Here is a 23,764-nt window from a genome sequence, read left to right as displayed (position 1 = left end):
CAAAAACCGGGCGGCCCCGTCAGGGACCGCCCGGTTTCTAACGCTGCGTCAGATGCGAATGCCGGTCTCCGCGTTGAACACGTGGAGGCTGTTGGTCTGCGGCTTGACGTAAACGGTGTCGCCCATGCTGGGCATGTGCCGCCGGTCGGTGCGGACCGTGAAGCGCTCCGGGCCGCCCTCGAGATCGGCGTGGCCGTAGACGTTGGCGTCCGAACCGAGGTCCTCGACCAGGTCGACGACGATCGGGAAGCCGCCCTCGGTCTCGGTCACCAGGTCAGCGGCCTCGGGACGGAAGCCGATGGTGACCTTGCCGCCACCGCTCTGCGCGCCGGCGATCTGCTCGCGGGACAGCGGAACAGCAAGCGAACCGAAGTGGCCGCCGGCCTCGGTCAGCGGAACGGTCTTGATGTTCATGGCCGGGGAGCCCATGAAGCCGGCCACGAAGACGTTGCCGGGGGTGTCGTAGAGCGCCCGCGGGGTGTCCACCTGCTGGAGCACACCGTCCAGCATGACCGCGACCCGGTGACCCATGGTCATGGCCTCGACCTGGTCGTGGGTGACGTAGACGGTGGTGACGCCCAGCTTGGCCTGCAGCGTGGCGATCTGCGAACGGGTCTGGACCCGGAGCTTGGCGTCGAGGTTCGACAGCGGCTCATCCATGAGGAACACCTGCGGCTCACGCACGATCGCGCGGCCCATGGCGACACGCTGGCGCTGGCCACCGGAGAGGGCCTTCGGCTTGCGCGACAGGTACTCGTCGAGCTGGAGGAGCGCGGCGGCTTCCTTGACCCGGCGGTCGATCTCAGCCTTGCTGGTCTTGCGCAGCTTCAGCGCGAACGCCATGTTCTCGTACACCGACATGTGCGGGTACAGCGCGTAGTTCTGGAAGACCATCGCGATGTCGCGCGACTTCGGCGGGAGGTTCGTGACGTCCTTGCCCTCGATCAGGATGCGGCCCTTGTCGACGTCCTCGAGGCCGGCGAGCATGCGCAGGCTGGTGGACTTACCGCAACCGGAGGGGCCGACCAGGACGAGGAACTCCCCGTCGCCGATCTCGAGGTTCAGCTCGTTCACCGCGGGGCGCTCAGAGCCCGGGTAGATACGAGAGGCCTTGTCATAGGTGACCGTAGCCATGGTGAAACCAACTTCCTTATCCACCGGCAGGAACGTGCCGGACGATCCGAGTGGAAACAGCTGTGTAAACGTAAACCGTTTTACGTGACCTGCCAAGGCGCCCGGGAAGAAACAGGACGTTATGCTGGGCCCCGCGTGCCCCTGTAGCTCAGATGGCCAGAGCACCCGTCTTGTAAACGGGAGGTCGTCGGTTCGATCCCGACCGGGGGCTCCAGCTCACCCAGACGCACCGGCGGGGCCGGCCGTCTGGCCGGCCCCCGCTGGTTACCGAGCGTAAACCTGAGTTCGTCAGGCGCCCTTGCGGTAGCTGTCGTTGTCGGCCGGCTCCTCGTCGGCCGGCTCGTCGGCCGGCTTGTAACCGTCGTCGGCACCGTTGTCGGAAGCGGCCGGCTTCGGCTTGTGGTGGTGCGGCTTGGCCGGGACCTGGACGACGACGACCGTGGTCTGCTGCTGCGGACCGTCGAAGAAGTCGTCGTCGTCGTCGAAGAGAAGGTCGTCGTCGTCATCGAGGAAGCCGGCGTCCCCGAAGAACGCGTCGTCGTCGAAGCGGGGGCCACCGAAGCCGTGGCCGAACCCGTGGCCGAAGCCGTGGCCGAACCCGTGGCCGAAGCCGTTGCCGAAGCACGGGCGGCAGTGGCTCTCGGCCGCCTGGGCCGCCGAGGCCGGCAGAAGGAGCGCACCGGCGGTAACGGTGGCGGCGATAACGACCTTGGACAAGATTGACATGCTGCAACTCATCTCATCTTGGCGAATTGACGATCACGCCTGATCGTCCAGCCACCAAACGATCATGAGTGGCCCGAGGTTCGCCAAGAAATCCCGTCGTCACGCCAACGATAAAGCGACGGTAATCCGTTTGGCGTCAATCAAGCGATTCGCCCACGGACCGCGATCCCGAAGGATAGAAGCGCCCCGGCTCAGTCCCGAAGCGGCCCGTTCGGGTCACGCTGCTCGCTCGGTTTCGGCAAAGCGGCCTTCGGCCGGGCGCGCCGGGCGGCGAGGGCGAAGAGGGCCCGGTAGCCGTGGTTGTAGCCGTCCCGGAATGATTGATCGCGATCCATCGTGTGCTTGTACCACTGATGGACCCGTCCGCCGCCGTAGGCGCACAGCATCATTACCAGTATGTAGGCGATGATCTGAATGGCATTGTTTCCAACGGTCAGCACCCGACCATTTTAAAACACTGAAACGCTACAAGGTAATGCCCGTGGAGCCTTTTCAACTAAACGAGGGTGGCCCATCCCGGTTCGCGGAGGATGGGCCACCCCTTGCGTCCGATTCCGCGAGGGAGGCATCGCATTATCGGACGATTCAGAAAAGTCTCAGATGCCGGCGCGGACCCGTTCCGCACGCCGCGGGTAGACCATCGGCCGATCAGCCGAGGTCGCCATGGTCACCGTGCCGCGCACGGGCCGCGACCGGTGCCGAAGGCTGCTCTGGGTGCCCGGATTTTCGCTGCTCATCGTGCTGAAGATGGACACCGAGGCCGCTTCGTATCCGCGGCGATAGGCATCATCGCGTTCCTGGCCGTCCTTGTGCCACTGATGGATTCGCCCGACGGCATAGCCGCTGGAAATGAGAATGCCCAACGCAAGAGCGAGAAGTAGGTGGTAGTTTCCGGGCGCGGTCATCGGTCACCTGCTATGCCGTTCCAACTTGCCGGTCCATGATTGAACCGGGGGTTCCCACGATTCACAAAACCGGAGAACCCCCGGCTGGTTCGCGTTGCGATGCAAGCCCCGCCGGCACTGCTGCCGGTTAAGGGATTATCGGCCCGATCACTTTTCGCTAACCGCTTGTTGCATGATGAGGAACTCGCAGCGGGCCACGCGGGATCTCGGTCGCTGGTCCGCCGTTGACGACAATTGGGACGTTCGCGGCTGACCGATCGGCCGAGAGCGACCGTCGGGGCGTCATCCGACCGACCATCCGGTCTCCAGCCCGACGATGATCTGGCATTCGGCCACGTCCAAATAGTTCGCGACCTCACCCACCGTGGGTGACCGCCGAAGGCGCACACACAACTCGCTCTCGGCGTTCGCGATCGCCATCTGAAGCAACGGGAACGGCGGCACCGACTCCGGCCACGCCCGGAACCGTTCCCGGCGCAGACGCCGTAGCGCCCGGATGACCAGCGGCACGGCCACCGAGATGAGCTGGGGTCCGCCCGAACCGACCCGGCGCTCGACGGCGAGGATCACCCCGATGGCCGCCTGGACCATCCCTTCGTCGCTGTCGCCGGCCGCCACGAAGCGGGCGGCCAGCTGCTGGGCGAGCGGTCGCCATCGCTCGCCGGCATGGCCCGGCTGTGCACTGCGCCGATCATCGGTGAGGTCGACTTCTCGCATCGCTCGACTCCCTCGGTTGGATCCTCACCCGGAACAACCGCGAGTTATATACGTGGGCATTCAGCGGTACGCATCGTTGACTTGCACCGATCCTTCAGCCAGATCCGCCCATAAGCATTATTCCCAACCGGGTGAATACCTGCGGTGCGGCCCATCGAAAGATCGAAATTTGATCGCCGGCATCCCGGCCGACGAGCCCGGTGGCCCGTTCGGAATTCAGCCGTGCCGGTTCGGCCGAGGGCACCCGTAGGCGGTCGAATTCGAACCGGCGGAATTTGCTACTGAAAGGCTGAATTAAATATGAACCGGTTGATCGACTTTGCCAAATTTGGGCGTTTTTGCCAGCATTCGCGCCGGGAGCGGACGTCTCCCACCACTTCCAGCCGAAAGGTCCACGCGCATGTACCCCGACGCCGGTACGGCCGGTTCACTGCAAGTTCTCCACTCAGTGACCGGACGGAGGTCCGTCCGTGTCGCCTGAGAGCCTTCTCGTCCGGCGCGGCTGGATGTTCCTCGCGCCGGCCCTGGGAATCCTGGTCCTCGTACTGGCGGTCGCGACCCGATACCTGCACCACTCGATCTCCGGCCCGGCCTTCCTGATCGCCTGGTGGTTCGGCAACACGACGCTGCTGTTCTTCATCCTCACCTTCCTCAAGGCCGGCCGCGTTCGCCACCAGCCGATGGTGACCGGCCGCATCGTCGCGATCGTCCCGGCGTACGAGCAGACCTCCGAGGACCTGGCGGCCTGCGTCTGGTCGATCCTCGACCAGCGCGGCATCGCGGTGGACGAGGTGCACGTCGTCGACGACGGCTCGGTTCGTCATCCGGTGGAACCGTTCGCACATCCCCAGGTCCGCTGGCACCGCACGAAGAACGCCGGTGGGCACGCCGCCGCGGGCTACGTACTCGACCGGCTCCAGCCGGAGGACTGGGACTTCGTGCTGGTCGTCGACGCCGGCTGCGTACTCGAGGAGCACTCGGTCTCGCGCCAGCTCCGGGCGTTCTCCCAGCCCCGGGTGATGGCGACGGTCGGCAAGATGATCGCCCGCGGCTCCCGGCCGAAGCTGCTCACCCGGATCGCCGACCTGAGCCTCGGCGCCTCCGCCGCCGTCCCGGCGGCGCGGCGGTCACCGGCGCGCCTGTTCAAAATCATCGCCGGGATGCCGGTTCTGTATCGCGCCCGCGTCCCCTTTGCGCATCGGCGCCGCCATCTCGCCGCCGGCGGCAACGACGACAGCTGTCAGCTGGCCGTCTTCGCCCTCGGCGAGGGTGAGGTCGTGGGCGTGAGCGACGCGCTCGCCTGGTCCCCGGCCGCCACCGACGCGGGCACCGCCTACCGTCAACGGCTGGCCTGGTCGACCTCGTGGTGGCGGATGATCCGGCTCGCGTCGACCGGTGCGAGCTGGCGCCACGGCGGGATCTCCCGCCTGTTCGCGCTGACTCACCTGTTCGTCATTCCGCCGGCCGTCGCCGGCTCGGTCATCGCGATCGTGACGAGCATCTGGCGAGACGGCCCGCAGTGGCCGGCGATCATCCTCGGTGCGGCGTACTACCTGCTTCTGCGGTACGCCGCCGGGGCACTGCACCTGATCGACATGCCCGCGACCAGCCGCCGGCAAAAGGTTCGGACCTGGCTTCTGCTCACCCCGGTCGAGGCGGCGGTCAACCTGGTGCTCGTCCTCCCGATCCGGTACTTCGCCCTGATCGCCCTCTGCGTACGCGGCTGGCGAGCCCGGCCCGGCCACCGCTCGCTGCCCTCCGCCGTATCGGTGACGCAGCTTGGATCGGTGTACTACAGCGGATACCTGCCCGATGGCAACGGATCATGATGGAGGCTGTCGTGAGTGACAATCAGACGGTGGAGCGCGTCAAGATCGCGCGCCAGCACAGCGCCATCGGCAGTGCGACGGTCGTGCTCCCGGTGTTCTCGGCGCCGGCGACATCGGCGCCACCGACCACTGCGGACGCCGGGTTGCCGCCCGATGAAGCCCTGCAGGTCCTGTCGCTGGCGCAGCGCACGGCCGAGAACCACATCACCGCCGCGAACCGGCACGCACAGACGGTTCGGGCCGAGGCCCAGGCCTCCGCCGAACAGATCAAGACCGAGGCTCGTTCGTACGCCGATCAGGTTCGCGCCGAGGCCGACCGGCTCCTGGACGACGCTCGGGCCACTTTCGAACAGCGCAGACGCGACGCCGACACGGAGGCCGAGGAAGTCCGGCAGCAGGCCGCGGCGGCACTCGCCGACGCGCGCGCGGCGGCCGCACAGATCGTCGCGGACGGACGGGAACGGGCTGAGCAGTCCGATCTCCGGGCGCGGCACCGTTACGAAGACGCGGTCGGCAGCCTGGAGATCAAGCGCGAGGCGCTGCAGAAACAGATCGAGACGCTTGTCGTCTTCGATGCCGACTACCGGCACCAACTTGCCTCGTTCATGCACACCCAACTGCGCGTGCTGTGGGGCGAGCGGTCCGAGGCGGCCGGGGAGCAACTGGCTCGCGCGCAGCTGCCCGGCGGGCCGGTCGGTGCCGCCGACCGGATCTGACCGACATCCCCATTTTTTAGCGTCTGAGCCGCGAGACCTCGCGGTTCAGACGCTTTCGCCGTTGACTAGCTCGTCGAGATCACATCCGCCGGCGGTGTCGCCGGCGTAGGTCGATCTCGCGCCAGTTGTCCGGGATCTGGGCGATGAAGAAGTTCTGGACCGGATCGAGAACGCCGACGGATGCGAGCGTCTTCTGGTCCCGAATCCATCTACGAGTGTCCGTACGCAGACGTTGCGCTCGAGCGCGGGCTACCGGGTCGGACGGATCGCTGTACGGCTGATCGCTCTCGAGCATCTCCACCGCTGCCCGGTAGGCCGCTCGCCACCGAGCGGGAAGGGCGGTATTGCTGCGTTCCAGGACGTTGTTGCTGTGTTCCATGGCGTTTGGTTCCTCGTCGCGTTTTTGCTTGCCCGGAGCTTCGGCCTACCCCGCCCGAGGCCAGCCTGTCCGGGATGCGCCTGAATAAGTAGATATCCCCCGATGCCCGTGGCCCCGAGCTTGTCGCCGAGGCCCTGATGCTCGACCGGCTAGACCCGGTTCGCCCCCGCCGGTAATGAGCGCCGGGGCACCACACAGTCCTTTCCGGCGAAGCTACGACTCCGATGGGCGCCGTAGGTGATCACCCGGCCGGCTCGCACCACAATTCGTTGGTCCACAATGTACAGATCCGACAACGCGGCAGCGTGGCCAAATGGCCATTCGTTTTTCGGCATTCCATAAACATGCCAGAACGGCCTGTGAACGTCACGAGGGACCATTCCGGTCCTCCGCGCACTGCTATCAGCGGACCGCGCGTAAAGCAATGGGGATCAAAAGCGGATCTGCCACCATTCGGGTTAGGAACGACGAACAAGACCACCGCCCGGCCAGCCGTTGCCGGGATTTCGGTGCCGCCGGCAGCCCGGACGGATGGCCCGATCGGGTGATCAGTCGACCGTCTCAACCATTCGCACTACATCGAACGAGTAGTCGCACCGTTACAGAGAGCAAGAAATCGTCGATATAGGCGCCTAATGCAAGGCGATCTCGCATCTGACGTGAAACCGACTTAATGTTCGCAATGCCACCAAAACTGTCATCCGAACGGTCATGCGGCAACAGTCATTCCGGCGACAACCGACGTAGTGCTAATTGTGTTTTCCCTTTCGAAATGCACCGCGGAAATACCGCATGAAAGGAAACGCGATGAAAAAGCTTACTCGAATCCTGACTATGGGTGGATTCGGTCTGCTCGCCGCCCTGGCAACCGCAGGGCCGGCTGCCGCGGCAACCCAGAGCGGTAACCACGAGCCCAGGCCGGCAGCGGCCCACCAGTTCTGGGGGTCGGGCGAGCAGGTCGTCGGCTACTACCGGACGCTGCAGGGCTGCGAGCTCGCCGGTAACTTCGGCGAGCGGGTCGGCAACTGGGACGACCACAACTGTGCCCCGGTCCGCGTCGGCCTCCGGAGCGGTGCCTGGGCGCTGCAGGTCGCCAGCAACGACGACTGGGACCGTATCGGCTTCGGTGTGCCGTTCCGGGCCATCGGCGGCTTCCCGTCCCGGTTCCGGCCGGTGTGGCCGGGCCAGTTCCGTCCCGGCCCGCACTGGGGTTTCCCGGGACGTCCCGGTGGTTTCGGCTTCCCGGGCCGGCCCGGCTTCCCGCGTCCGAACTTCCCGCGTGGGCAGCAGGGAAACCAGCAGCCTCCGACCGGCCAGCAGACTCCGACCGGCCAGCCGCCTCGCAACCCGAACCAGCCGCCTCGGAACCCCAACCAGCCGACTCGCTAAGGCTGACGTTCGCTGATTCTCGGGGTTCAGCTCGCAAAGAGTGGCTCGTCTAAATCGGGAGGGATATAGCCGGAAGCTCTGCGACAAAACTTCATGGGGTCAAAGCGGAACCGCCGGGCTGATTCAGCCCGGCGGTTCCGCTTTTGCGTAGTTCTTACTGGCCGTAAAGCCGGCGGCGGCTCACCTCGGCCAGCGTGACGGCGGCCGCGACGCTGGCGTTCAGCGACTCCATGTCGGAGTGCATCGGGATGTTCACCCGCAGGTCGCAGGTCTCGCCGACCAGGCGGGACAGCCCGCGGCCCTCGGAGCCCACCACCACCAGCAGCGGCCCGATCGCGGCCTCCAACTGGTAGAGGTCGGTCTCGCCGTCGGCGTCGAGGCCGATCGCGGTGAAGCCTTCCTTCTGCGCGTGCTTGATCGCCCGGGTCAGGTTGACCACCTGGGAGACCGGAACCCGAGCCGCGGCGCCGGCGCTGGTGCGCCAGGCGGTCGCGGTGATGCCGGCCGCACGACGCTCGGTCATGAACACGCCGTGCCCACCGAAGGCGGCCACCGAACGGATCACCGCACCGACGTTGCGCGGATCGGTCACGCCGTCGAGCGCGACCAGCAGCGGGGCGGTCTGCTCGAGCGAGGCCGTGACCAGGTCCTCGAAGTTCTCGTACGCGAACGGCGGCACCTGCAGGCCGATGCCCTGGTGCAGCACGCCGCCGGTCATCCGGTCGAGCTCGTGCCGGCCGATCTCCAGGATCGGGATGCCCCGGTCGCCGGCCGTCCGGACGATCTCGGTGACCCGCTCGTCGATGTCGATGCCCTGCGCTGTGTAGAGCGCCGTGGCCGGCACCAACGCCCGCAGCGCCTCGACCACCGGGTTGCGGCCGAGCAGCAGCTCCGGCCCTTCCTTGGTGGGGTTGGAGCGGCGGCCCGGAGCGATCCGGGGCCCGTTGCGGAACTGACCGCCCCGGCCACCGCGCTGCGGGGCGGGACGACCGGTGCCCCGGCCACCGCCGCGACCCCAGGTGGTGTCCTTGCTGCCGGGCAGACCGATCTTGGGCGCGCGGCCCTCGGCGGCCGCGGCGCGGCGCTCCTTGTCCTGCTTGCGCGCGGTCTTCTCGGGCAGTTTCTCGCTGCCCGAGTAGCCCTTGTGCCAGGGACGCTCGTCGGCCGGCAGGGTCTTGCCCCGGCCCTTCAGGGTGTCCCGGTTCTTACCGCCGGAACCTTTGACCGCGCCCTTCTTGGACACGACCCGTTTGCTTGCGTTGCGGGAGTTACCCGGCATCAGTGCTCTCCTACCGTCCAGCGCGGCCCGGCCGGAGTGTCCTCCACCTGAATTCCCGCGTTCTTGAGCTGATCACGGACCGAGTCGGCAGCCGACCAGTCCTTACGTGCCCGCGCCTGCGCTCGCTGTTCGAGCGCGAGCTTCACCAGGGAGTCGACCACGGGCTTGAGGTCGCTGGTGGTGATGCCGCCGGTCCACGCCGCATCGAGCGGGTCGAGGCCGAGGACGCCGAGCATCGCGCGGACCGCGGTGAGCGCGCCCCGGATGCCGGCTTCCTCGCCGGCCGCGAGAGCGGTGTTGCCCTCGCGGATCGTGTCGTGCACGACGGCCAAGGCGGCCGACGTGTTGAGATCGTCGTTCATAGCGGCCGCGAACTGCGGCGGAACGTCCTTGGGCCGGCCCGGCCCGACGATCTCGGCGGCCCGCTGCACGAATCCCTCGATCCGGCGATAGGCCACCGCGGCCTCGCGCAGCGCATCGTCGGAGTAGTCGATCCGGGAACGATAGTGCGGTGTGCCCAGGTAGTAACGCAACTCGACCAGGCGGATGCCCATGCCCTGGACCGCAGCCACATCGATCACGTTGCCCAGCGACTTGCTCATCTTGGCCTCGCCGAGGTTGAGCAGCGCATGGTGCACCCAGTAGCGGGCGAACGGCAGACCGGCCGAGCGGGACTGGGCGATCTCGTTCTCGTGGTGCGGGAAGGTCAGGTCGAGACCGCCGCCGTGGATGTCGAACTCGTCGCCGAGGTAGCGCCGGGCCATGGCCGAGCACTCGATGTGCCAGCCGGGCCGGCCCCGGCCCCACGGCGACGGCCAGGAGGCGTCGGTCGGCTCGTCGGCCTTGACACCCTTCCACAGGGCGAAGTCGCGATAGTCCCGTTTGTCGGGCTCGCCGCCATCGGTGGGCGGGCGCATGTCGTCCGGGTTCTGTCCGGACAGCTGACCGTATTCCCGATATGACGGCACATCGAAGTAGACGTCGCCGTTGCCACCGGCCGCCGGGTAGGCGTGCCCGGCCGAGATCAGCGCCGTGATCAGCTCGTGCATCTCCGGGATGTGCCCGGTCGCCAGCGGCTCGTAGGTGGGCGGGATGACGTTGAGGTCGCGGTAGTTGGCGTCGAGGACCAGCTTGTTCGCGTAGGCGATCGCCCAGTAGGGCCGGCCGGACGTCGTAGCCTTGTCGAGGATCTTGTCGTCGACGTCGGTGACGTTCCGGACGAAGGTGACCTCATGGTTGGTGTGCAGCAGCCATCGCCGCAGCACGTCGTAGTTCACCGCGGAGCGCAGATGCCCGATGTGCGGCGTGGACTGCACGGTGAGACCACACAGGTAGATCCCGACCTGACCGGGCGTCTTCGGGACGAAGTCCCGGACGGATCGGGTCGCAGTGTCGTACAAGCGCAGCGTCACCGTACAAGGGTAGCGACAACGGTCACGGACGGGTCATGCGGAGCACGTCGAGTGCCTCGTCGAGCTGCTTCTCGGTGAGCTTGCCGGAGTCGAGGTGGCCGCGTTCGATCACCACCGCGCGGATGCTGCGCCCGGTGGCCAGCGCCGACTTGGCGATGGCGGCGGCCTCGTCGTAACCGAGGTACCGGTTGAGCGGGGTGACGATCGACGGTGATCCCTCCGCGTACCCCAGCGCGACCTCGACGTTCGGCTCGAGGCCGGCCACGCACCGATCGGCCAGCAGCCGGGCCGCGTTGGCCAGCAGCCGGATCGACTCGAGCAGGTTGCGGGCCATCACCGGCAGCATCACGTTGAGCTCGAAGTCGCCCTGGGTGCCGGCGAACGCCACCGTCGCGTCGTTGCCGATCACCTGGGCGCAGACCTGGCGGACCGCCTCCGGCACGACCGGGTTCACCTTGCCCGGCATGATCGACGAGCCGGGCTGCAGGTCGGGCAGGCGCAGCTCGCGCAGGCCGGCCCGCGGCCCGGAGCCCATCCAGCGGATGTCGTTGACGATCTTGTAGAGGCCGACCGCGATCGTCCGGAGCTGCCCGGACGCCTCGACCAGGCCGTCCCGGGCGCCCTGCGCCTCGAAGTGGTTGCGGGACTCGGTCACCGGCAGGCCGGTGGTCTCCCGCAGCTTCTCGATCACCGCGGCCGCGAACCCGGGCGGGGTGTTCACGCCGGTGCCGACCGCGGTGCCGCCCAGCGGCAGCTCGGCCAGGCGGGGCAGCGAGGCGCGGAGCCGTTCGATGCCGTTGGTCACCTGTTGGGCGTACCCGGAGAATTCTTGACCGAGAGTGACCGGCGTGGCGTCCATCAGATGGGTGCGACCGCTCTTGACCACCGTCGCCCACTCCTCCGCCTTGGCGGAGAGGGCGGCGCCGAGATGCTCAAGGGCCGGGATCAGGGTCGAGACGACCGCCTCGGTGGCGGCCAGGTGGATCGACGAGGGGAACACGTCGTTGCTCGACTGCGACGCGTTGACGTGGTCGTTCGGGTGCACCGAACGACCCAGCGCACGCTCGGCGAGGGTGGCGATGACCTCGTTGGCGTTCATGTTCGACGAGGTGCCCGAGCCGGTCTGGAACACGTCGATCGGGAACTCGTCCTCAAAACCCCCGGCGGCGACCTGCGCCGCGGCCTTCGCTATCGCTTCGGCGATTTCCCCATCCAGTACGCCGAGGGCGGCGTTGACCTGGGCGGCCGCACCCTTGATCTGGGCGAGGGCGACGATGTGGGCGGGTTCCAGGCCACGCCCCGAGATCGGGAAGTTCTCCACCGCCCGCTGGGTCTGCGCCCGCCACAGGGCATCGGCCGGCACCAAGACCTCACCCATCGTGTCCCGCTCGACTCGCGTTGTTGCCCTTGATCCGGCACTCTGCTCGGTAGTCACGGAACCATCGTCTCTCGGCGCGGGCCGGACCGCAGATGATCCGCGCCACCCCGGTGCCGTCCGGCCCGTTCCGGCGACTGCATCTCGGCGAACATGCGGTCCGCTCGCTGCCAGTGCTCACCCGCCGCCACCGGGTCGGTGCGGATCAGGCAGTCGCCCAGTCCGGCGTGGGCACGGGCCTCGTCGGGGCGGCTGCCGACGGTACGGGCGATCTCCAGGGCACGGTGGTGTTCGACGAGCGCGGCGGCCGTGTCGCCGGATGCGAGCAGGGCCTGGCCCAGACTGTTGTGGGCGGTCGCCTCGGTGCGGTTCGCCCCGGTCACCTGCATTCCGGCCAGGCTGTCGGTGATCGTGGCGACGGCCTCGGCGTACCGACCCTGCACGCACAGTTGCTCGCCGAGCAGTCGTTGCGTCTCGTGTTTCCGGGTGGGCTCCTCGCTGTTCGCCAACGCCCGCAGCACCACCCGCAGGTTTCGCTCGGCGACGGCGGGCGCGATGTCGCCCCCCTGGATCCGCGCCATGATCAGGTGCTCCAGCACCTGTGCGACGCCGGAGCCCCCGTCCTCCAGAGCGACCATCAGCCGGCGCCGCTGGATGTGGATCGCCTCCGCGTGCCGGCCCAGCCCGGCCAGCGCCGTGGACAGCACGTCCAGACGCGTCGAGGTGTCCATCGTTTCCCGGCGCACCGGGCGCAGCGACTCCGCCATCAGGTCGACGGCCTCGGCGTAGTTGCCATTCAGGTTTTGCAGGGCGCCCAGGTTGGTGACCGCGATAACCACGCCGACCAGGTCGCCCATCTCCCGGCGCAGCCGGATGCACTCGTCCAGCAGCGCCCGGGCCACGTCGTTGGCGCCGCGCAGGTGATGGGCCGAGGCCAGATAGTTGGCGGTCATCGCCTGCGCCTCGACGTTGCCCTCGCGCCGGGCGACGTCCCGGGCCAGGGTGAACAGCAGGAGGATGTCGTCGTTGTACTCGTACTTCCAGAGGTAACGCCAGCTTGCCCGGGCAATCGACCAGACCAGGTCGGGCCGCCCGATCGCGAGCGCCGCGTCGGCGAAGGCCCCGAGAACCGGCCGGGTGCGTTCGAGCCGGGCCTCCGGGTCGGCCAGCTCGGCGACCAGGTCGGGCCGCTGCGGCACCGGATCGCCGAGGTCGTGCAGGGTCACCGTGAGCCGGAACGGGGTGGCCGCCACGGCCGCGTGCACCTCCAGGTCGAGCGCTCGTTCCACAGTGGCGGCCCGGGCGTCGGCGGGCAGCTCGGCGGCGAGCATCCCGGCGTACTCGCGCAGCAGGTCGTGCAGCCGGAACACCCTTGGTTCCGGCTCCTCCACCAGATGCGCGTCGACCAGATCGTCGAGCAGATCCTCGGCATCGTCCAACGGCAGGTCACTCACCGCGGCCGCGGTCAGCACGTCGAACGATCGGCCCGGGAACGTGCCCAGCTGCCGGAACAACCGCTGCGCCGGCTCAGCCAGCTGGCTGAAGGACAGAGCGAAGGCCCCCGCAACCGTACGACTCTCGGCCGCCAGTTCCGGCAGCGCGGCCGACCCGATCCGCCGCACCAGGTCGGCCACCTGCCAGCGCGGCCGGTGCGCCAGCCGAGCCCCGGCCAACCGCAACGCCAGCGGCAGCCCGCCGCACCGCCGGACCAGCTCAGCGGCCTCGGCCGGCTGCGCGGACACCCGGCCACCGGCGATCCGGGCCAGCAGCGCCACCGCCTCATCCTCGGTCAGCACCGGCAACGATTCGGGGTGCACGCCGTCCAGCCCGACCAGCCGCCGCCGGCTCGTCACCACGGCCAGCGCGCCGGGCGAGGTGGGCAGGAGGTCGGCGACCTGGGCACTGGAGGCGGCGTTGTCCAGCAGCACGAGGACCCGTCGTTTGGCGATCTCGGTGCGCCACATGTCGATCCGCCCGGCGGTCCCGGCCGGCATCCGGGAAACCGGGACGCCCAGTTGGCTCAGCAGAAGCAGCAGCGCGGCGGACGGTTCGAGCGGCTCGTGATCGCTGTGCCCGTGCAGGTCGACGAACAGGTGCGCATCCGGATAACGATCACCGACCAGCGCCGCCAGGTGCAGGGCCAGGGTGGTTTTGCCGCTGCCGGCCATCCCGTCCACGGCGAGCACGGCCGGCCCGTACGGTCCGGCCTGGTCGATCGCGCCGACCAGCCGGCGCACCACCGCTTCGCGGCCGGTGAAGTCGCCGACCGTACGCGGCAGGCACCGCGCCCTTCCCTCCGGCGTATCGCCGCCGAGTATCCGGTCATGCAGCTCCCGCAGCTCCCGGCCCGGTTCGATGCCCAGTTCGTCGCGCAGCACCCGGTCGCCCCGGCGGTACTCAGCCAGTGCATCGGCCTGCCGCCCGGACCGGTGAAGTGCGGTCATCAGCTGCCCGCGCAGCCGTTCCCGCAGCGGATACCGCTCGACCAGCCCGGCCAGTTCGCCGAGCAGGGCCCGCTCCCGGCCCGCCGACAGTTCCAGATCGGCCCAGTCCTCGATGGCCACCGCCCGCATCTCGTCCAGCACGGCCACCTGCCGGTGCACCGCCGGGCTGTCGATCTCGCCGAGGGCCGGGCCGCGCCACAGGTCGAGGGCTTCCCGCAGCCGCGCCGGATCCGACACCAGGCGGGTGAACACCGCCGCATCCAGGTCGTCCGGGTCGCAACACAGCCGATAGCCGGCCGGATCACTGACGATCGCGTCCGGTGGCAGTTGGCGCCGCAGCCGGGACACGCACGTCTGGAGCTGATTGCGGGCGGTCGACGGCGGTTCCTCCCAGATCGCGTCGATCAGGTCGCTCACGCCGACCACGCGATTGGCCTGCAACAGCAGCATGGCCAGCACGATCCGGTCCCGGCCGGCGGTGATCGCCGTGCCGGCCACGGTCAAGGGGCCGAGAATGCCGTACCGCACGGAAGCCACTCCCCTCCGTGTAGTGGCTCGTCGAGACTACTCAGCCGGCGACAGCGGATCGACAGTGATTCGAGAGCGCCATCCGTCAGTCTCTATTCGCGTTGCTCCACCGCGGATGTTCCCAAGGCATCGCCCCAGCGCGGTGGGGCCGCGCTCGTTGTTCCGAACGGGGGACCGGATCCCGCCCGGGCAGTCGCCCGGGCGGGCTGTTCGTATCACGATGATCACTCTCGGTTGGACGAGTCGCGAACCGGAACGTACCGTCGAGCGGGTTCGGACGTCCCCGACGAAGAGGATCCTGCATGCGACGCGCCATCCTGGCCGTGATCGCCGGCGCCGCGGTACTGGCCGGCTCCGCCTGCGACAGCGACGCACCCGCCGCTTCCGAGGCGGCCGCTCAGTCGGCCGCGCCGACCGCCGCCGCCAGCACGTCGGCCCCTGACTACTCGGCGAGCACCAAGCTGGTGTGCACCAAGCTGCAGACGCTCTATACCGCCGAACTGCGCAGTTTCGGGACGGCGATGGGCAAGATGGTCACCTACAAGGAGGCCAAGCAGACAGCCGAGGCGGACAAGGCCGAAACGGCGGCCGCGGCCCAGTTGAAGGCGGCGGCCACCAAGATTCGCAAGGAGACCGCGACGGCCGAGGACCCGGACTTCATCACGGCCGGCCGGGTCTCCGCCTCGAAGCTGGAGAGCAGCGCCATCGACCGCCGTTACTTCGACAAGGTCAAGACCCTCGCCGACCTGAACAAGACGGTCGAGGCCCAGTTCACCGAGTGGCTGAACCCGGTCGCCGGCTACTGCACGGCGTAACCCGCGGTCAGGCCAGTTCGGGGAGCAGGCGGGACCACGCCTCCTCGCCGGCGCCGGCGATCGGGCCGTCGTCGCCCAGCGCGGCCGGCCGGATCGGTGGCGGGGAAGCGCGGTGCACCTTCATCAGGCCCGCCTGGTAGGCGGCGTCCAACTCGCCGGGCACCGCCGCCAGCAGGTCCACGCCGATGCCGCCCAGCGTGACCAGGTCGGCGTCCAGGCCGTTGACCAGGCCGGCTATCCCACGACCCAGGGCGGCGGCCACCTCGGCGACGACCGGCGAGCCCGCCGCGATGATCCGCCGGGCGTAGGTGACCGGGTCGGGTGGTGCCGGTTTACCCAGCCGGCGGGCCATCGCGGTGCCGTCGACCGCGGTGCCCCAGCAGCCCCGGGCGCCGCACGGGCAGATGATCGCCGGGTCGCCGAACGGCATATGGCCGAACTCGCCGCCGGCGCCCCGCGCTCCCATCAGCACCCGGCCGTGGTCGACCACGGCGCCGCCCAAGCCGCCCTCGATGCGCAGGTGCAGGGCCATCGCGGCGCCCTGAGCCGCACCCCGGGCCGACTCGGCCGCGGCGGCGAGGGTCGCGTCGTTCCCGGCCACGAACACCGGTCCCGGCCACAGCGTGGTCAGATCGACGTCGTGCCAGCCCAGGCTGCTCGCGTCCAGGCGCAGGTCGGGCGAGACGGTGCCGGGCACCGAGACACCCAGGGCGCGCAGCCGTTCGCCATACGCCGGAAGCAGCGTGGAGATCGCGGCCGTGACGGCCGCGATCACCTCGGCCCAGTCCGAGCCGGCGTGCGAACCGCGCACCGAGGCCACCGCGTTCCCGCCCAGCTCGACCACGTCGATCCGCCAGGCCTCGTGGGTGATCGCGGCCGCCAGCACCAGCGGCCCGGTCGGGTGCGGCACCAGCAGCGTGGTCGGCCGGCCTCGGCTGCCGCTCGGCGCGGCCGGGGCCTCGGCCAGCAGTGACGCCTGGGCGAGCCGGGCCACGATCTCGGTGGCGGCGCCGGTGCCGACGCCGAGCAGGCGGGCGGCCTCGGCCCGGGTGACGCCCGGGCGGGCGTGGGCCACCCGGAGCAGCTCGGTTGAGCGCGTCGTCACAGCCGAACCTCCTCCTTTTACTCTGATCCAGAGCTTATTCTGCCGAAGTGACCCCGTCCGACCGCCCCGCCACCGCCCTTAATCTGCCTAAAGGCCGCCTGAATGGCTCAGCGCTGGCCGTTCTCGGGGCCTCCGCCTTCTGTTACGTCACCGCCGAGACCCTGCCGGTCGGGCTGCTGCCGCAGATCTCCGCGGGTCTCCACGTGGACGAGGCCGACGTCGGCCTGCTGCTGACCAGCTATGCGGTGGTGGCGGCGCTGAGCACGATCCCGCTGACCGCGCTCACCATGCGGATCCCGCGGCACGTGCTGATCGCGGTCACCATGGTGATCTTCGTGGTCTCCCAGGCCGCGGCCACGTTCGCGCCCAACTTCCTGGTGCTCGGCGGGACTCGGCTGATCTGCGCGCTGGCGCACGGCGTCTTCTGGTCGATAATCGGGCCGATCACCGCCCGGCTCGCGCCGCCCGGACAGGCCGGCCGGGCCACCGCCCTGGTCTTCGTCGGCAACTCGCTGGCCATCGTGGCCGGCGTACCGATCGGCACCGCGATCGGGCAGTGGCTCGGCTGGCGAGTGGCGGTCGGCACGATGGCCGTCGGCGCGGCCGTCTGCCTGGTGCTGCTGATGAAATTCCTGCCCAAGCTCGACCCGCTCCCGCACGACCGGGAGACCCGGCTCGGCACCCAGCTGCGCGCCTCGGTCGCGATCATCCGGGACCGGAAGGTGGCGCTGCTCTGCGCGATCACCGGCCTGCTGGTGATCGGCCACTTCGCGGCCTACACCTACATCGCCCCGCTGGCCCGCCGGGACGGCGGGCTGAAGGGCATCGGCCTGAGTGCGTTGCTGCTGGGGTACGGGGCGGCCGCGCTCGTCGCCGGATACGCGGTCGGCCGGTTCGTCGACCGGCGGCCCGGTCCCGCGATGACGGTGCTGCTCGCGGTCATGGCGGTGTCGGTGGCCGCGCTCGCGCCGGTGCTCGGGACGGTCCCGACCGTGCTGGCCACCCTGCTGTGGGGCGGGGCGTTCTGCGCCATCCCGGTCTGCCTGGCCGCGACCGTGCTGCGGATCGCGCCGCAGGCCCGAGACGCGGCCAGCGCCGTCTACGTGGTGTCGTTCCAGATCGGCATCGGCGGCGGCGCGTTCGTCGGCGAACGGCTCACCTCGGCCGGTTACCTGGGCGCGCTGCCGCTGCTCGCGGCGGGCTTCGCGGTGATCGCGCTGGCCCTGGTGGTGCCGGCCCGGGGACTGTTCCCGAGCCGGCTGGATGAGGCCGCCGAAATGGAACTCGCCGGCGGTCCGCGACACTGACCTAACCGAGCTGGTCGAGGGCGAACTCGGCGGCGGCCAGGAACGCGTCGTTCTCCTCCGGCGTGCCGATGGTCACCCGTACGCCATCGGGCTGGAACGGGCGCACGATGACGCCGCGCCCCTCGCAGGCCGCGCCGAAGGGCGCGGATTTGTCGCCCAGCGGCAGCCAGACGAAGTTGGCCTGGCTCTCCGGAACCTCCACGTTGAGCTTGCGCAACGCCTCGGTGACCCGGGCTCGCTCGGTGACCACGAGCGCGCACCGGCGCTTGACCTCGTCCTCCTGCTGGAGGGCGGCGAGCGCGGCGGCCTGCGCGACCAGGCTGGTGGAGAACGGGGTGAGCACCTTGCGGATGGCCGCGGCCACCTCGGGCTGTGCCACCAGATAGCCCATCCGCAGGCCGGCCAGGCCCCAGGCCTTGGACATGGTGCGCAGCACGACCACGTTGGGGCGGCCGGCGTACGTGTCGATCGCGTCCGGCACGTCCGGGTCGGTGACCAGTTCCCGGTACGCCTCGTCGAGCACCACCAGCACGTCGGACGGCACGTCGGCGAGGAAGCGGTCGAGCTCGGCCTTGCGCACCGCCGTACCCGTCGGGTTGTTGGGGTTGCAGACGACCACCAGGCGGGTGCGGTCGGTGATGGCGTCGGCCATGGCCGGCAGGTCATGGCCGTGCGCGGCGGTGTTCGGCACCCGCACGCTTGTCGCGCCCACCCCGGCCGAGATGATCGGGTACGCCTCGAACGAGCGCCACGAATAGACCATCTCGTCGCCGGGCAGGCAGGTCGCCTTCACCAGGATCTCGGCCAGGGCGACCGAACCACAGCCGGTGACGATCCGGTCGGCGCTGACTCCGAAGCGTGCGGCGAGCGCGTCACGCAGCGCCAGCACGCCCATGTCCGGGTAGCGGTGCGACTGCGTCATCGCCTCGGTGACGGCCTCGACCACACCGGGCAGCGGACCGTACGGAACCTCGTTGCTGGCGAGCTTGATCGCCTCGGCGATACCCAGCTCCCGGGTGAGGTCGGCGAGGCTGCGACCGGGCACATAGGCCGGGAGGCTGTCCAGGTCAGCGCGAGTGAGCCGAGTCATCGGTGTTGTCCTTCCGGGTAGCCGCTTGCTCGTAGTCGGGTGGCAGCGCGACCACGACCGTGCGCGCCGTCTTGTCGTGGAACGCCTGCCGCAACTTCTGGTCGAACAGCGGCGAGATCGAGTCGACGAACTGCATGACCAGGCCGAAGCCGGCACAGCCCCAGGCCGGGGTCCACAGCCCGAGCCGGGCCCACCGGCCGAAGGCCCGGCCGAAGCCGAGCGGCTCGGTGTTCTCGATCGCGACCACCTTGATCCGCATCACGCGTTTGCCGAGGGTCTGCCCGGTGGTCGCGGTGGAGGGCGCCTCGTAGACCAGCCAGAGCAGGGTCGCGACGATCAGCATGATCCAGAGCAGCGAGTCGGTGCGACCGGACGCGGCCGGCACGTCGAAGGGGCTGCCACCGTTCGCGATCGAGTCCTGGCTCGCCCGCCAGGCCGGCAGGAACTCCTGCCAGAACTGGTAGGCGAAGTAGCCGTTGACCACGATGTTGAGCAGCAGGACGGCGAGGATGTCGAGCAGCCGGGCGGCCAGCCGCGGACCGAGCCCGGCCAGCGCGAAGCCGTGCGGCCGAGCCTCAACCGGGTATGGGGTGTACTGCCAGCCAGCCGGCGGTGGTGGCGCGCCAGGAGGCGGCTGCCATCCTGGCGGCGGAGGCGGCATCGGACCCCAGCCCGGCGGCGCCTGCTGCTGCTGTGGCATCCAGGCCGGCGGCGGCGGTGGCGGGGTCGCGGCCGCCGGGGAGGCCGGCTCGGGCGCGGGGGCCGGTGGCGGCTCCTCCTCCTCGACCGGAGGCGGTCCGTCCGGCGGGACCGCGTCGGCCGGGATGGCCTTGCCGATCCAGCCCTCACCGTCCCAGTAGCGCTGGGTCACGGGGTCGGCCGGATCCTTGTACCAGCCGGCGGGCAACGAGCTCATGGGGAAACCTTAACCACCACGGTCTGTGCCACCTTGTCGTGCAGTGCCTGCTGGTAGGGCTTGTCCCAGAGTTGCCACAATCCGTCGACGTAGCTGAAGAACGGAACGAAGGTGCCGCAGCCGTACTCGATGAGGTACCGCTTGGCGGCCATGCCCCGGGTGAGGCGCTTGCCCGGATCGAGCGGGATGACCCGGATCTTCATCGCCTTCTTGCCGATCGTCTGGCCGCTGCGGTGCATGTACTCGACCACGTACAGGTAGTACAGGATCAGCACGGCGACGTAGAGGACCAGCTCGAACAGCAGGATGGGCACCAGAAACTCGGAGAACATCCGGCTCGGGCCGTCGTCGTACGCGAATTGCTCCGGGTCCGGCAGCGAGGTGAAGAGCACGAAGAACGCGGGTACGGCGAACACGACCGCGACCAGCGAGAGGACGGCCACGTCGATGATGTACGCGGCCAGCCGCGTACCGAAGTCGGCGAGCGGCAGCCCGCCGGGGCTGGTCGGCACCGGCGGGCGCACGGGAACGTAGAAGTAACCCGGCGGAAGGGGCGGGTAGGTCACGCGGAGCAGTGTTACAGATTCCCGCGCAGTTCTTGTTCCCGCTCGATCGCCTCGAAGAGCGCCTTGAAGTTGCCCTTGCCGAAGCCGAGCGACCCGTGCCGCTCGATCAGCTCGAAGAACACCGTCGGCCGGTCCTGCACCGGCTTCGTGAAGATCTGCAGCAGGTAACCGTCCTCGTCCCGGTCGACCAGGATCTTCCGCTTCTTCAGCTCCTCGATCGGCGCCCGCACCTCACCGATCCTGGCCCGCAACGAAGGGTCGTCGTAGTACGAGTCCGGCGTGTCCAGGAACTCGACGCCGGCTGCCCGCATGGCGTCCACGCTGCGGATGATGTCGTTGGTGGCGATCGCGATGTGCTGCGCGCCCGGGCCGCCGTAGAACTCCAGGTACTCGTCAATTTGGCTTTTGCGCTTGGCGGCGGCCGGCTCGTTCAGCGGGAACTTGACCTTGCGGTGACCGTCCGCCACGACCTTGGACATCAGCGCCGAGTAATCGGTGGCGATGTCGTCGCCGATGAACTCGGCCATGTTGGTGAAGCCCATGACCCGGCCGTAGAACTCGACCCACTCGTCCATCTTGCCGAGCTCGACGTTGCCGACCACGTGGTCGACGGCCTGGAAGTAACGCTTCGCGGGCGGGGTGCCGATCGGCTCGCGGGACACGAAGCCGGGCAGGAACGGGCCGTCGTACTTCGACCGGTCGACAAGCGAGTGGATGGTGTCGCCGTAGGTGGCGATGGCCGCGATCCGGACCGTGCCGTGCGTGTCGGTGACGTCGTGCGGCTCGGTGACACCGCGGGCGCCGGCGCCGATCGCGTGCCGGTAGGCGGCGTCGACGTCGGGCACCTCGAGGGCGATGTCGTAGATGCCGTCGCTGTGCTTGGTGACGTGGTCGGCGCCGGGCGCCCCGACGTGCACCGCACCGGTGATCAGGAACCGGGCCGAGCCGCTGACCAGCACATATTCCGCGTGGTCGCGATAGCCGTTCTCCGGGCCCCGGTAGGCGACACAGGTCATCCCGAAGGCGGTGGAGTAGTAGTGGGCGGCCTGCTTGGCGTTGCCCACCAGGAACTGCAGGTAGTCGACGCCCTTGACGGGGAAGACGTCGGCTTGGCGGGTCTCACTTTCCATCATCTGCGTCATGAAGTGAGGCTGCCCTCGCGCCAAAGAGTGGGCAACTGTCGAGATTTACGCTGAGCAGTCTGCGCAACTCGTACGGTAGCTTCCGGTTATGACTATGCAATCTGTCCAGCTCGACGCTCTCGACGCGCGGCTGGTGGAAATGCTTGCGGTCGAGCCGCGCATCGGCGTACTCGAATTGTCTCGGCGGTTGGTCGTCGCGCGCGGGACCGTCCAGGCCCGGCTGGACAAACTGATCGCGCGCGGCGCGATCAAAAGCTTCGGGCCCGAGGTCATTCCCGAAGCCATCGGCTTCGGGGTGATGAGCTTCGTGACCTTGGAAATCAGCCAGCGGTACGGGCATACCGCGGTCGCCGCCCACCTGGCCGACATCCCCGAGGTCCTGGAAGCGCACACGATCACCGGCAGCGGCGACGTGCTGTGCCGGATCGTGGCCCGGTCCAACGCCGACCTGCAGCGGGTGATCGACCAGATCGTCGGCTACGAGGGCATCGTCCGGGCGCATACGATCATCGCCCTGGCCGAGCTGATCCATTACCGCACCCTCCCACTGGTGAAGGCCGCATCTCTCGCATAAGCCATCGACACGGGCAAATCGTGATCCCTCGTTCGAGGGATTGATCTAGTTAGCGTGTCGCCCATGGCGTCGGGTGGTGGCTCCCGCGGGGGGTACATGCTGATCTCCGTCGTCGTGGTCCTGGTCGTGCTGGCCACCACCCACACCTGGAACCCCTGGCCCAAGTGGTGGGCCTGGTTCAACACCACCGCGCCGATCGCCGAGGGCGTGGCCCGCTGGCAGAGCACCATCGGCGGCAGCCCGCAGAGCGTCACCATCGCCGGCGACGCGGTGATCGTCGAATACCGCACCTCGATCGAGGCGTACGGCCTCACCGCCGGCATCAAGCTGTGGGGCAGCGACGCCGACTGGGCCGCGGTGGCCGGCGACGGCAACGACGCGGTGGTGGTCACCGGCCGCCTGCTCACCAAGGGTTACCAGGTCCTCGACCCGCGCAGCGGGGCCGTCCGGCGGGCCGACACCGAGGCCACCGCGGTCTGGACCTACCGCACCGGCATCCTCGACCTGCGCTGCGGCAAGGGCAGCGACTGCGAACTGACCGCCTGGGACACCCGCGGCAACGTCCGCTGGCGGGTCGGCACCGGCGGCATCGGGTTCGTGCTCGACGCCGCCAACCCCGACCTGCCCGACACCAAGCCGATGACCGCGAACGGCATCGACGACGACGTGGCCGGCCCCCGCCAGATGCCGTCGCTGATCGGGCTGCCCGACGACGGCAAGATCCGGATCATCGACACCGCCACCGGCAAACTCGTGCAGACCGCCGAACCGGCCGCCGACCAGCGGGTGGCCGTCGCCGGTGGCCGGGTCCTCACCGTCACCGCCACGTCCGCCGACGGCACCTGCTATTTCGGCGTGGTCGCCAGCGATCCGCCCGGCGGCGGCACGGTCTGGAAGCGCGACGGGCTCAACCTGCGGACCGCAGGCAACGGGTCCGGCTGCAAGCAGGACCGCGATCCGGCCGGCGGCGAGGACGTGGTGCTCGGCGTCGACCCGGTCGGCCGGCAGGAGCTCATCGCCGCCCACGACGGCCGGATCCTCTGGCACGGCGCGAAGGGCGAGGAGGTGCAGGCGGTGAACGACTCGTACGCGGTGATCCGCGCCGGCTCCTCGTTGCGCGGCCTGGCCCTGTCCCGCGGATCGGTGTCCTGGACCCGGGCCGGCACCGGCTCGGTGGCCATCACCCCGAACGCTGTGGTGATCGCCACCCCGAAGCCCAGCCGGGTCGCCGCACTGTCCCCGTCCAGCGGCCGAGTCCTGGTCGAGGTTCGGACGAATGCCAAGATTTTCGCCACCGGAACAGGCGGAATGATCGTCGTCGACGGCCGCGACATGGCCTACCTGCCGTTTGCTTGACCGAACTGGTATGTGGGCACGGCGGGAGCGGTTCGCATCTCCCTATGCCGCTGTCCTAGG

Annotated in this window: 22 protein-coding genes and 1 tRNA gene; 8 read left to right on the top strand and 15 right to left on the bottom strand. The window is 69.2% G+C overall.

Features of this window, described 5'->3' with window-relative positions:
- Positions 1-48 precede the first annotated feature (48 nt).
- Positions 49-1,134, bottom strand: coding sequence for an ABC transporter ATP-binding protein (locus Ate02nite_RS34085; RefSeq protein WP_203812048.1), 1,086 nt, complete (start codon positions 1,132-1,134; stop codon positions 49-51).
- Between the two features lie 137 nt (positions 1,135-1,271).
- On the opposite strand from Ate02nite_RS34085, the gene Ate02nite_RS34080 reads away from it, so the two are divergent.
- Positions 1,272-1,348: transfer RNA gene (locus tag Ate02nite_RS34080), tRNA-Thr, on the top strand.
- Between the two features lie 74 nt (positions 1,349-1,422).
- Here Ate02nite_RS34080 and Ate02nite_RS34075 read toward each other — a convergent pair.
- From Ate02nite_RS34075 to Ate02nite_RS34060, 4 genes are all read right to left on the bottom strand, one after another.
- Positions 1,423-1,851, bottom strand: a complete 429-nt coding sequence (locus tag Ate02nite_RS34075; protein WP_203812002.1) for a hypothetical protein — start codon at positions 1,849-1,851, stop codon at positions 1,423-1,425.
- A 200-nt stretch (positions 1,852-2,051) separates the two neighbouring features.
- Complete coding sequence (locus tag Ate02nite_RS34070; RefSeq protein WP_203812001.1) at positions 2,052-2,300, bottom strand: hypothetical protein; 249 nt, start codon at positions 2,298-2,300, stop codon at positions 2,052-2,054.
- Between the two features lie 156 nt (positions 2,301-2,456).
- The gene (locus Ate02nite_RS34065; protein WP_203812000.1) at positions 2,457-2,765 is read right to left on the bottom strand and encodes a hypothetical protein; all 309 of its coding nucleotides are present in this window, start codon (positions 2,763-2,765) and stop codon (positions 2,457-2,459) included.
- Positions 2,766-3,047: 282 nt separating this feature from the next.
- The gene (locus tag Ate02nite_RS34060; protein WP_203811999.1) at positions 3,048-3,482 is read right to left on the bottom strand and encodes a hypothetical protein; all 435 of its coding nucleotides are present in this window, start codon (positions 3,480-3,482) and stop codon (positions 3,048-3,050) included.
- A gap of 470 nt (positions 3,483-3,952) precedes the next feature.
- Between Ate02nite_RS34060 and Ate02nite_RS34055 the strand changes: the two genes are divergently transcribed.
- Both Ate02nite_RS34055 and Ate02nite_RS34050 read left to right on the top strand, forming a co-directional pair.
- Entirely contained in the window at positions 3,953-5,311 is a 1,359-nt protein-coding gene (locus tag Ate02nite_RS34055; RefSeq protein WP_203811998.1) for a glycosyltransferase family 2 protein, read from the top strand.
- A complete protein-coding gene (locus Ate02nite_RS34050) occupies positions 5,311-6,027 on the top strand; it encodes a hypothetical protein (protein ID WP_203811997.1) in 717 nt (238 codons plus the stop codon). The genes Ate02nite_RS34055 and Ate02nite_RS34050 overlap by 1 nt, the downstream gene beginning before the upstream one ends.
- Before the next feature lie 79 nt (positions 6,028-6,106).
- On the opposite strand, the gene Ate02nite_RS34045 is transcribed toward Ate02nite_RS34050, so the two are convergent.
- Positions 6,107-6,406 carry a hypothetical protein gene (locus Ate02nite_RS34045; protein WP_203811996.1) on the bottom strand — a complete coding sequence of 100 codons (300 nt, stop codon included), beginning with the start codon at positions 6,404-6,406 and terminating at the stop codon, positions 6,107-6,109.
- Positions 6,407-7,213: 807 nt separating this feature from the next.
- Between Ate02nite_RS34045 and Ate02nite_RS34040 the strand changes: the two genes are divergently transcribed.
- Positions 7,214-7,795 (top strand): hypothetical protein, encoded by a 582-nt coding sequence (locus tag Ate02nite_RS34040; protein ID WP_203811995.1) that lies wholly within the window; start codon positions 7,214-7,216, stop codon positions 7,793-7,795.
- Positions 7,796-7,949: 154 nt separating this feature from the next.
- Here Ate02nite_RS34040 and rlmB read toward each other — a convergent pair whose 3' ends face one another.
- The 4 genes from rlmB to Ate02nite_RS34020 are packed head-to-tail and all read right to left on the bottom strand — an operon-like array spanning position 7,950 to position 14,842.
- Entirely contained in the window at positions 7,950-9,074 is a 1,125-nt protein-coding gene (gene rlmB / locus Ate02nite_RS34035; protein WP_203811994.1) for a 23S rRNA (guanosine(2251)-2'-O)-methyltransferase RlmB, read from the bottom strand.
- A complete protein-coding gene (gene cysS, locus Ate02nite_RS34030) occupies positions 9,074-10,486 on the bottom strand; it encodes a cysteine--tRNA ligase (RefSeq protein WP_203811993.1) in 1,413 nt (470 codons plus the stop codon). Before cysS ends, rlmB begins: the two co-directional genes overlap by 1 nt.
- 22 nt (positions 10,487-10,508) lie before the next feature.
- Positions 10,509-11,864: a class II fumarate hydratase gene (locus Ate02nite_RS34025; protein ID WP_203812047.1), complete on the bottom strand. Its 1,356-nt coding sequence runs from the start codon at positions 11,862-11,864 to the stop codon at positions 10,509-10,511.
- A gap of 53 nt (positions 11,865-11,917) precedes the next feature.
- Positions 11,918-14,842: an AfsR/SARP family transcriptional regulator gene (locus Ate02nite_RS34020; protein ID WP_203811992.1), complete on the bottom strand. Its 2,925-nt coding sequence runs from the start codon at positions 14,840-14,842 to the stop codon at positions 11,918-11,920.
- Positions 14,843-15,135: 293 nt separating this feature from the next.
- Here Ate02nite_RS34020 and Ate02nite_RS34015 point away from each other — a divergent pair, with 293 nt between their 5' ends.
- Positions 15,136-15,648, top strand: a complete 513-nt coding sequence (locus tag Ate02nite_RS34015) for a hypothetical protein (RefSeq protein WP_203811991.1) — start codon at positions 15,136-15,138, stop codon at positions 15,646-15,648.
- 7 nt (positions 15,649-15,655) lie between these two features.
- Here Ate02nite_RS34015 and Ate02nite_RS34010 read toward each other — a convergent pair whose 3' ends face one another.
- Entirely contained in the window at positions 15,656-16,753 is a 1,098-nt protein-coding gene (locus tag Ate02nite_RS34010) for an ROK family protein (protein ID WP_203811990.1), read from the bottom strand.
- Positions 16,754-16,800: 47 nt separating this feature from the next.
- Between Ate02nite_RS34010 and Ate02nite_RS34005 the strand changes: the two genes are divergently transcribed.
- Positions 16,801-18,060, top strand: a complete 1,260-nt coding sequence (locus Ate02nite_RS34005) for an MFS transporter (RefSeq protein WP_239147921.1) — start codon at positions 16,801-16,803, stop codon at positions 18,058-18,060.
- 1 nt (position 18,061) lies between these two features.
- Here Ate02nite_RS34005 and hisC read toward each other — a convergent pair whose 3' ends face one another.
- From hisC to hppD, 4 genes are read right to left on the bottom strand one after another with little or no spacing between them, the layout of a single operon-like run.
- On the bottom strand, positions 18,062-19,150 hold the full coding sequence (hisC, locus tag Ate02nite_RS34000; protein ID WP_203811989.1) for a histidinol-phosphate transaminase: 1,089 nt from the start codon (positions 19,148-19,150) through the stop codon (positions 18,062-18,064).
- Positions 19,128-20,066 carry an RDD family protein gene (locus tag Ate02nite_RS33995; RefSeq protein ID WP_203811988.1) on the bottom strand — a complete coding sequence of 313 codons (939 nt, stop codon included), beginning with the start codon at positions 20,064-20,066 and terminating at the stop codon, positions 19,128-19,130. Before Ate02nite_RS33995 ends, hisC begins: the two co-directional genes overlap by 23 nt.
- Positions 20,063-20,632, bottom strand: coding sequence for an RDD family protein (locus Ate02nite_RS33990; RefSeq protein WP_239147920.1), 570 nt, complete (start codon positions 20,630-20,632; stop codon positions 20,063-20,065). The genes Ate02nite_RS33995 and Ate02nite_RS33990 overlap by 4 nt, the downstream gene beginning before the upstream one ends.
- An 11-nt stretch (positions 20,633-20,643) precedes the next feature.
- The gene (hppD, locus tag Ate02nite_RS33985) at positions 20,644-21,774 is read right to left on the bottom strand and encodes a 4-hydroxyphenylpyruvate dioxygenase (protein WP_203811987.1); all 1,131 of its coding nucleotides are present in this window, start codon (positions 21,772-21,774) and stop codon (positions 20,644-20,646) included.
- An 88-nt stretch (positions 21,775-21,862) separates the two neighbouring features.
- Between hppD and Ate02nite_RS33980 the strand changes: the two genes are divergently transcribed.
- Both Ate02nite_RS33980 and Ate02nite_RS33975 read left to right on the top strand, forming a co-directional pair.
- Complete coding sequence (locus Ate02nite_RS33980; protein WP_203811986.1) at positions 21,863-22,348, top strand: Lrp/AsnC family transcriptional regulator; 486 nt, start codon at positions 21,863-21,865, stop codon at positions 22,346-22,348.
- A 96-nt stretch (positions 22,349-22,444) separates the two neighbouring features.
- Positions 22,445-23,704 carry a PQQ-binding-like beta-propeller repeat protein gene (locus Ate02nite_RS33975; RefSeq protein ID WP_239147919.1) on the top strand — a complete coding sequence of 420 codons (1,260 nt, stop codon included), beginning with the start codon at positions 22,445-22,447 and terminating at the stop codon, positions 23,702-23,704.
- The last annotated feature ends 60 nt before the right edge of the window (positions 23,705-23,764 follow it).

This window comes from Paractinoplanes tereljensis, assembly GCF_016862435.1.
GTDB classification, from domain to species: Bacteria; Actinomycetota; Actinomycetes; order Mycobacteriales; family Micromonosporaceae; genus Actinoplanes; species Actinoplanes tereljensis.
Note: the sequence above shows the minus strand (reverse complement) of the source record. Positions and strands in the feature narration are given on the sequence as shown.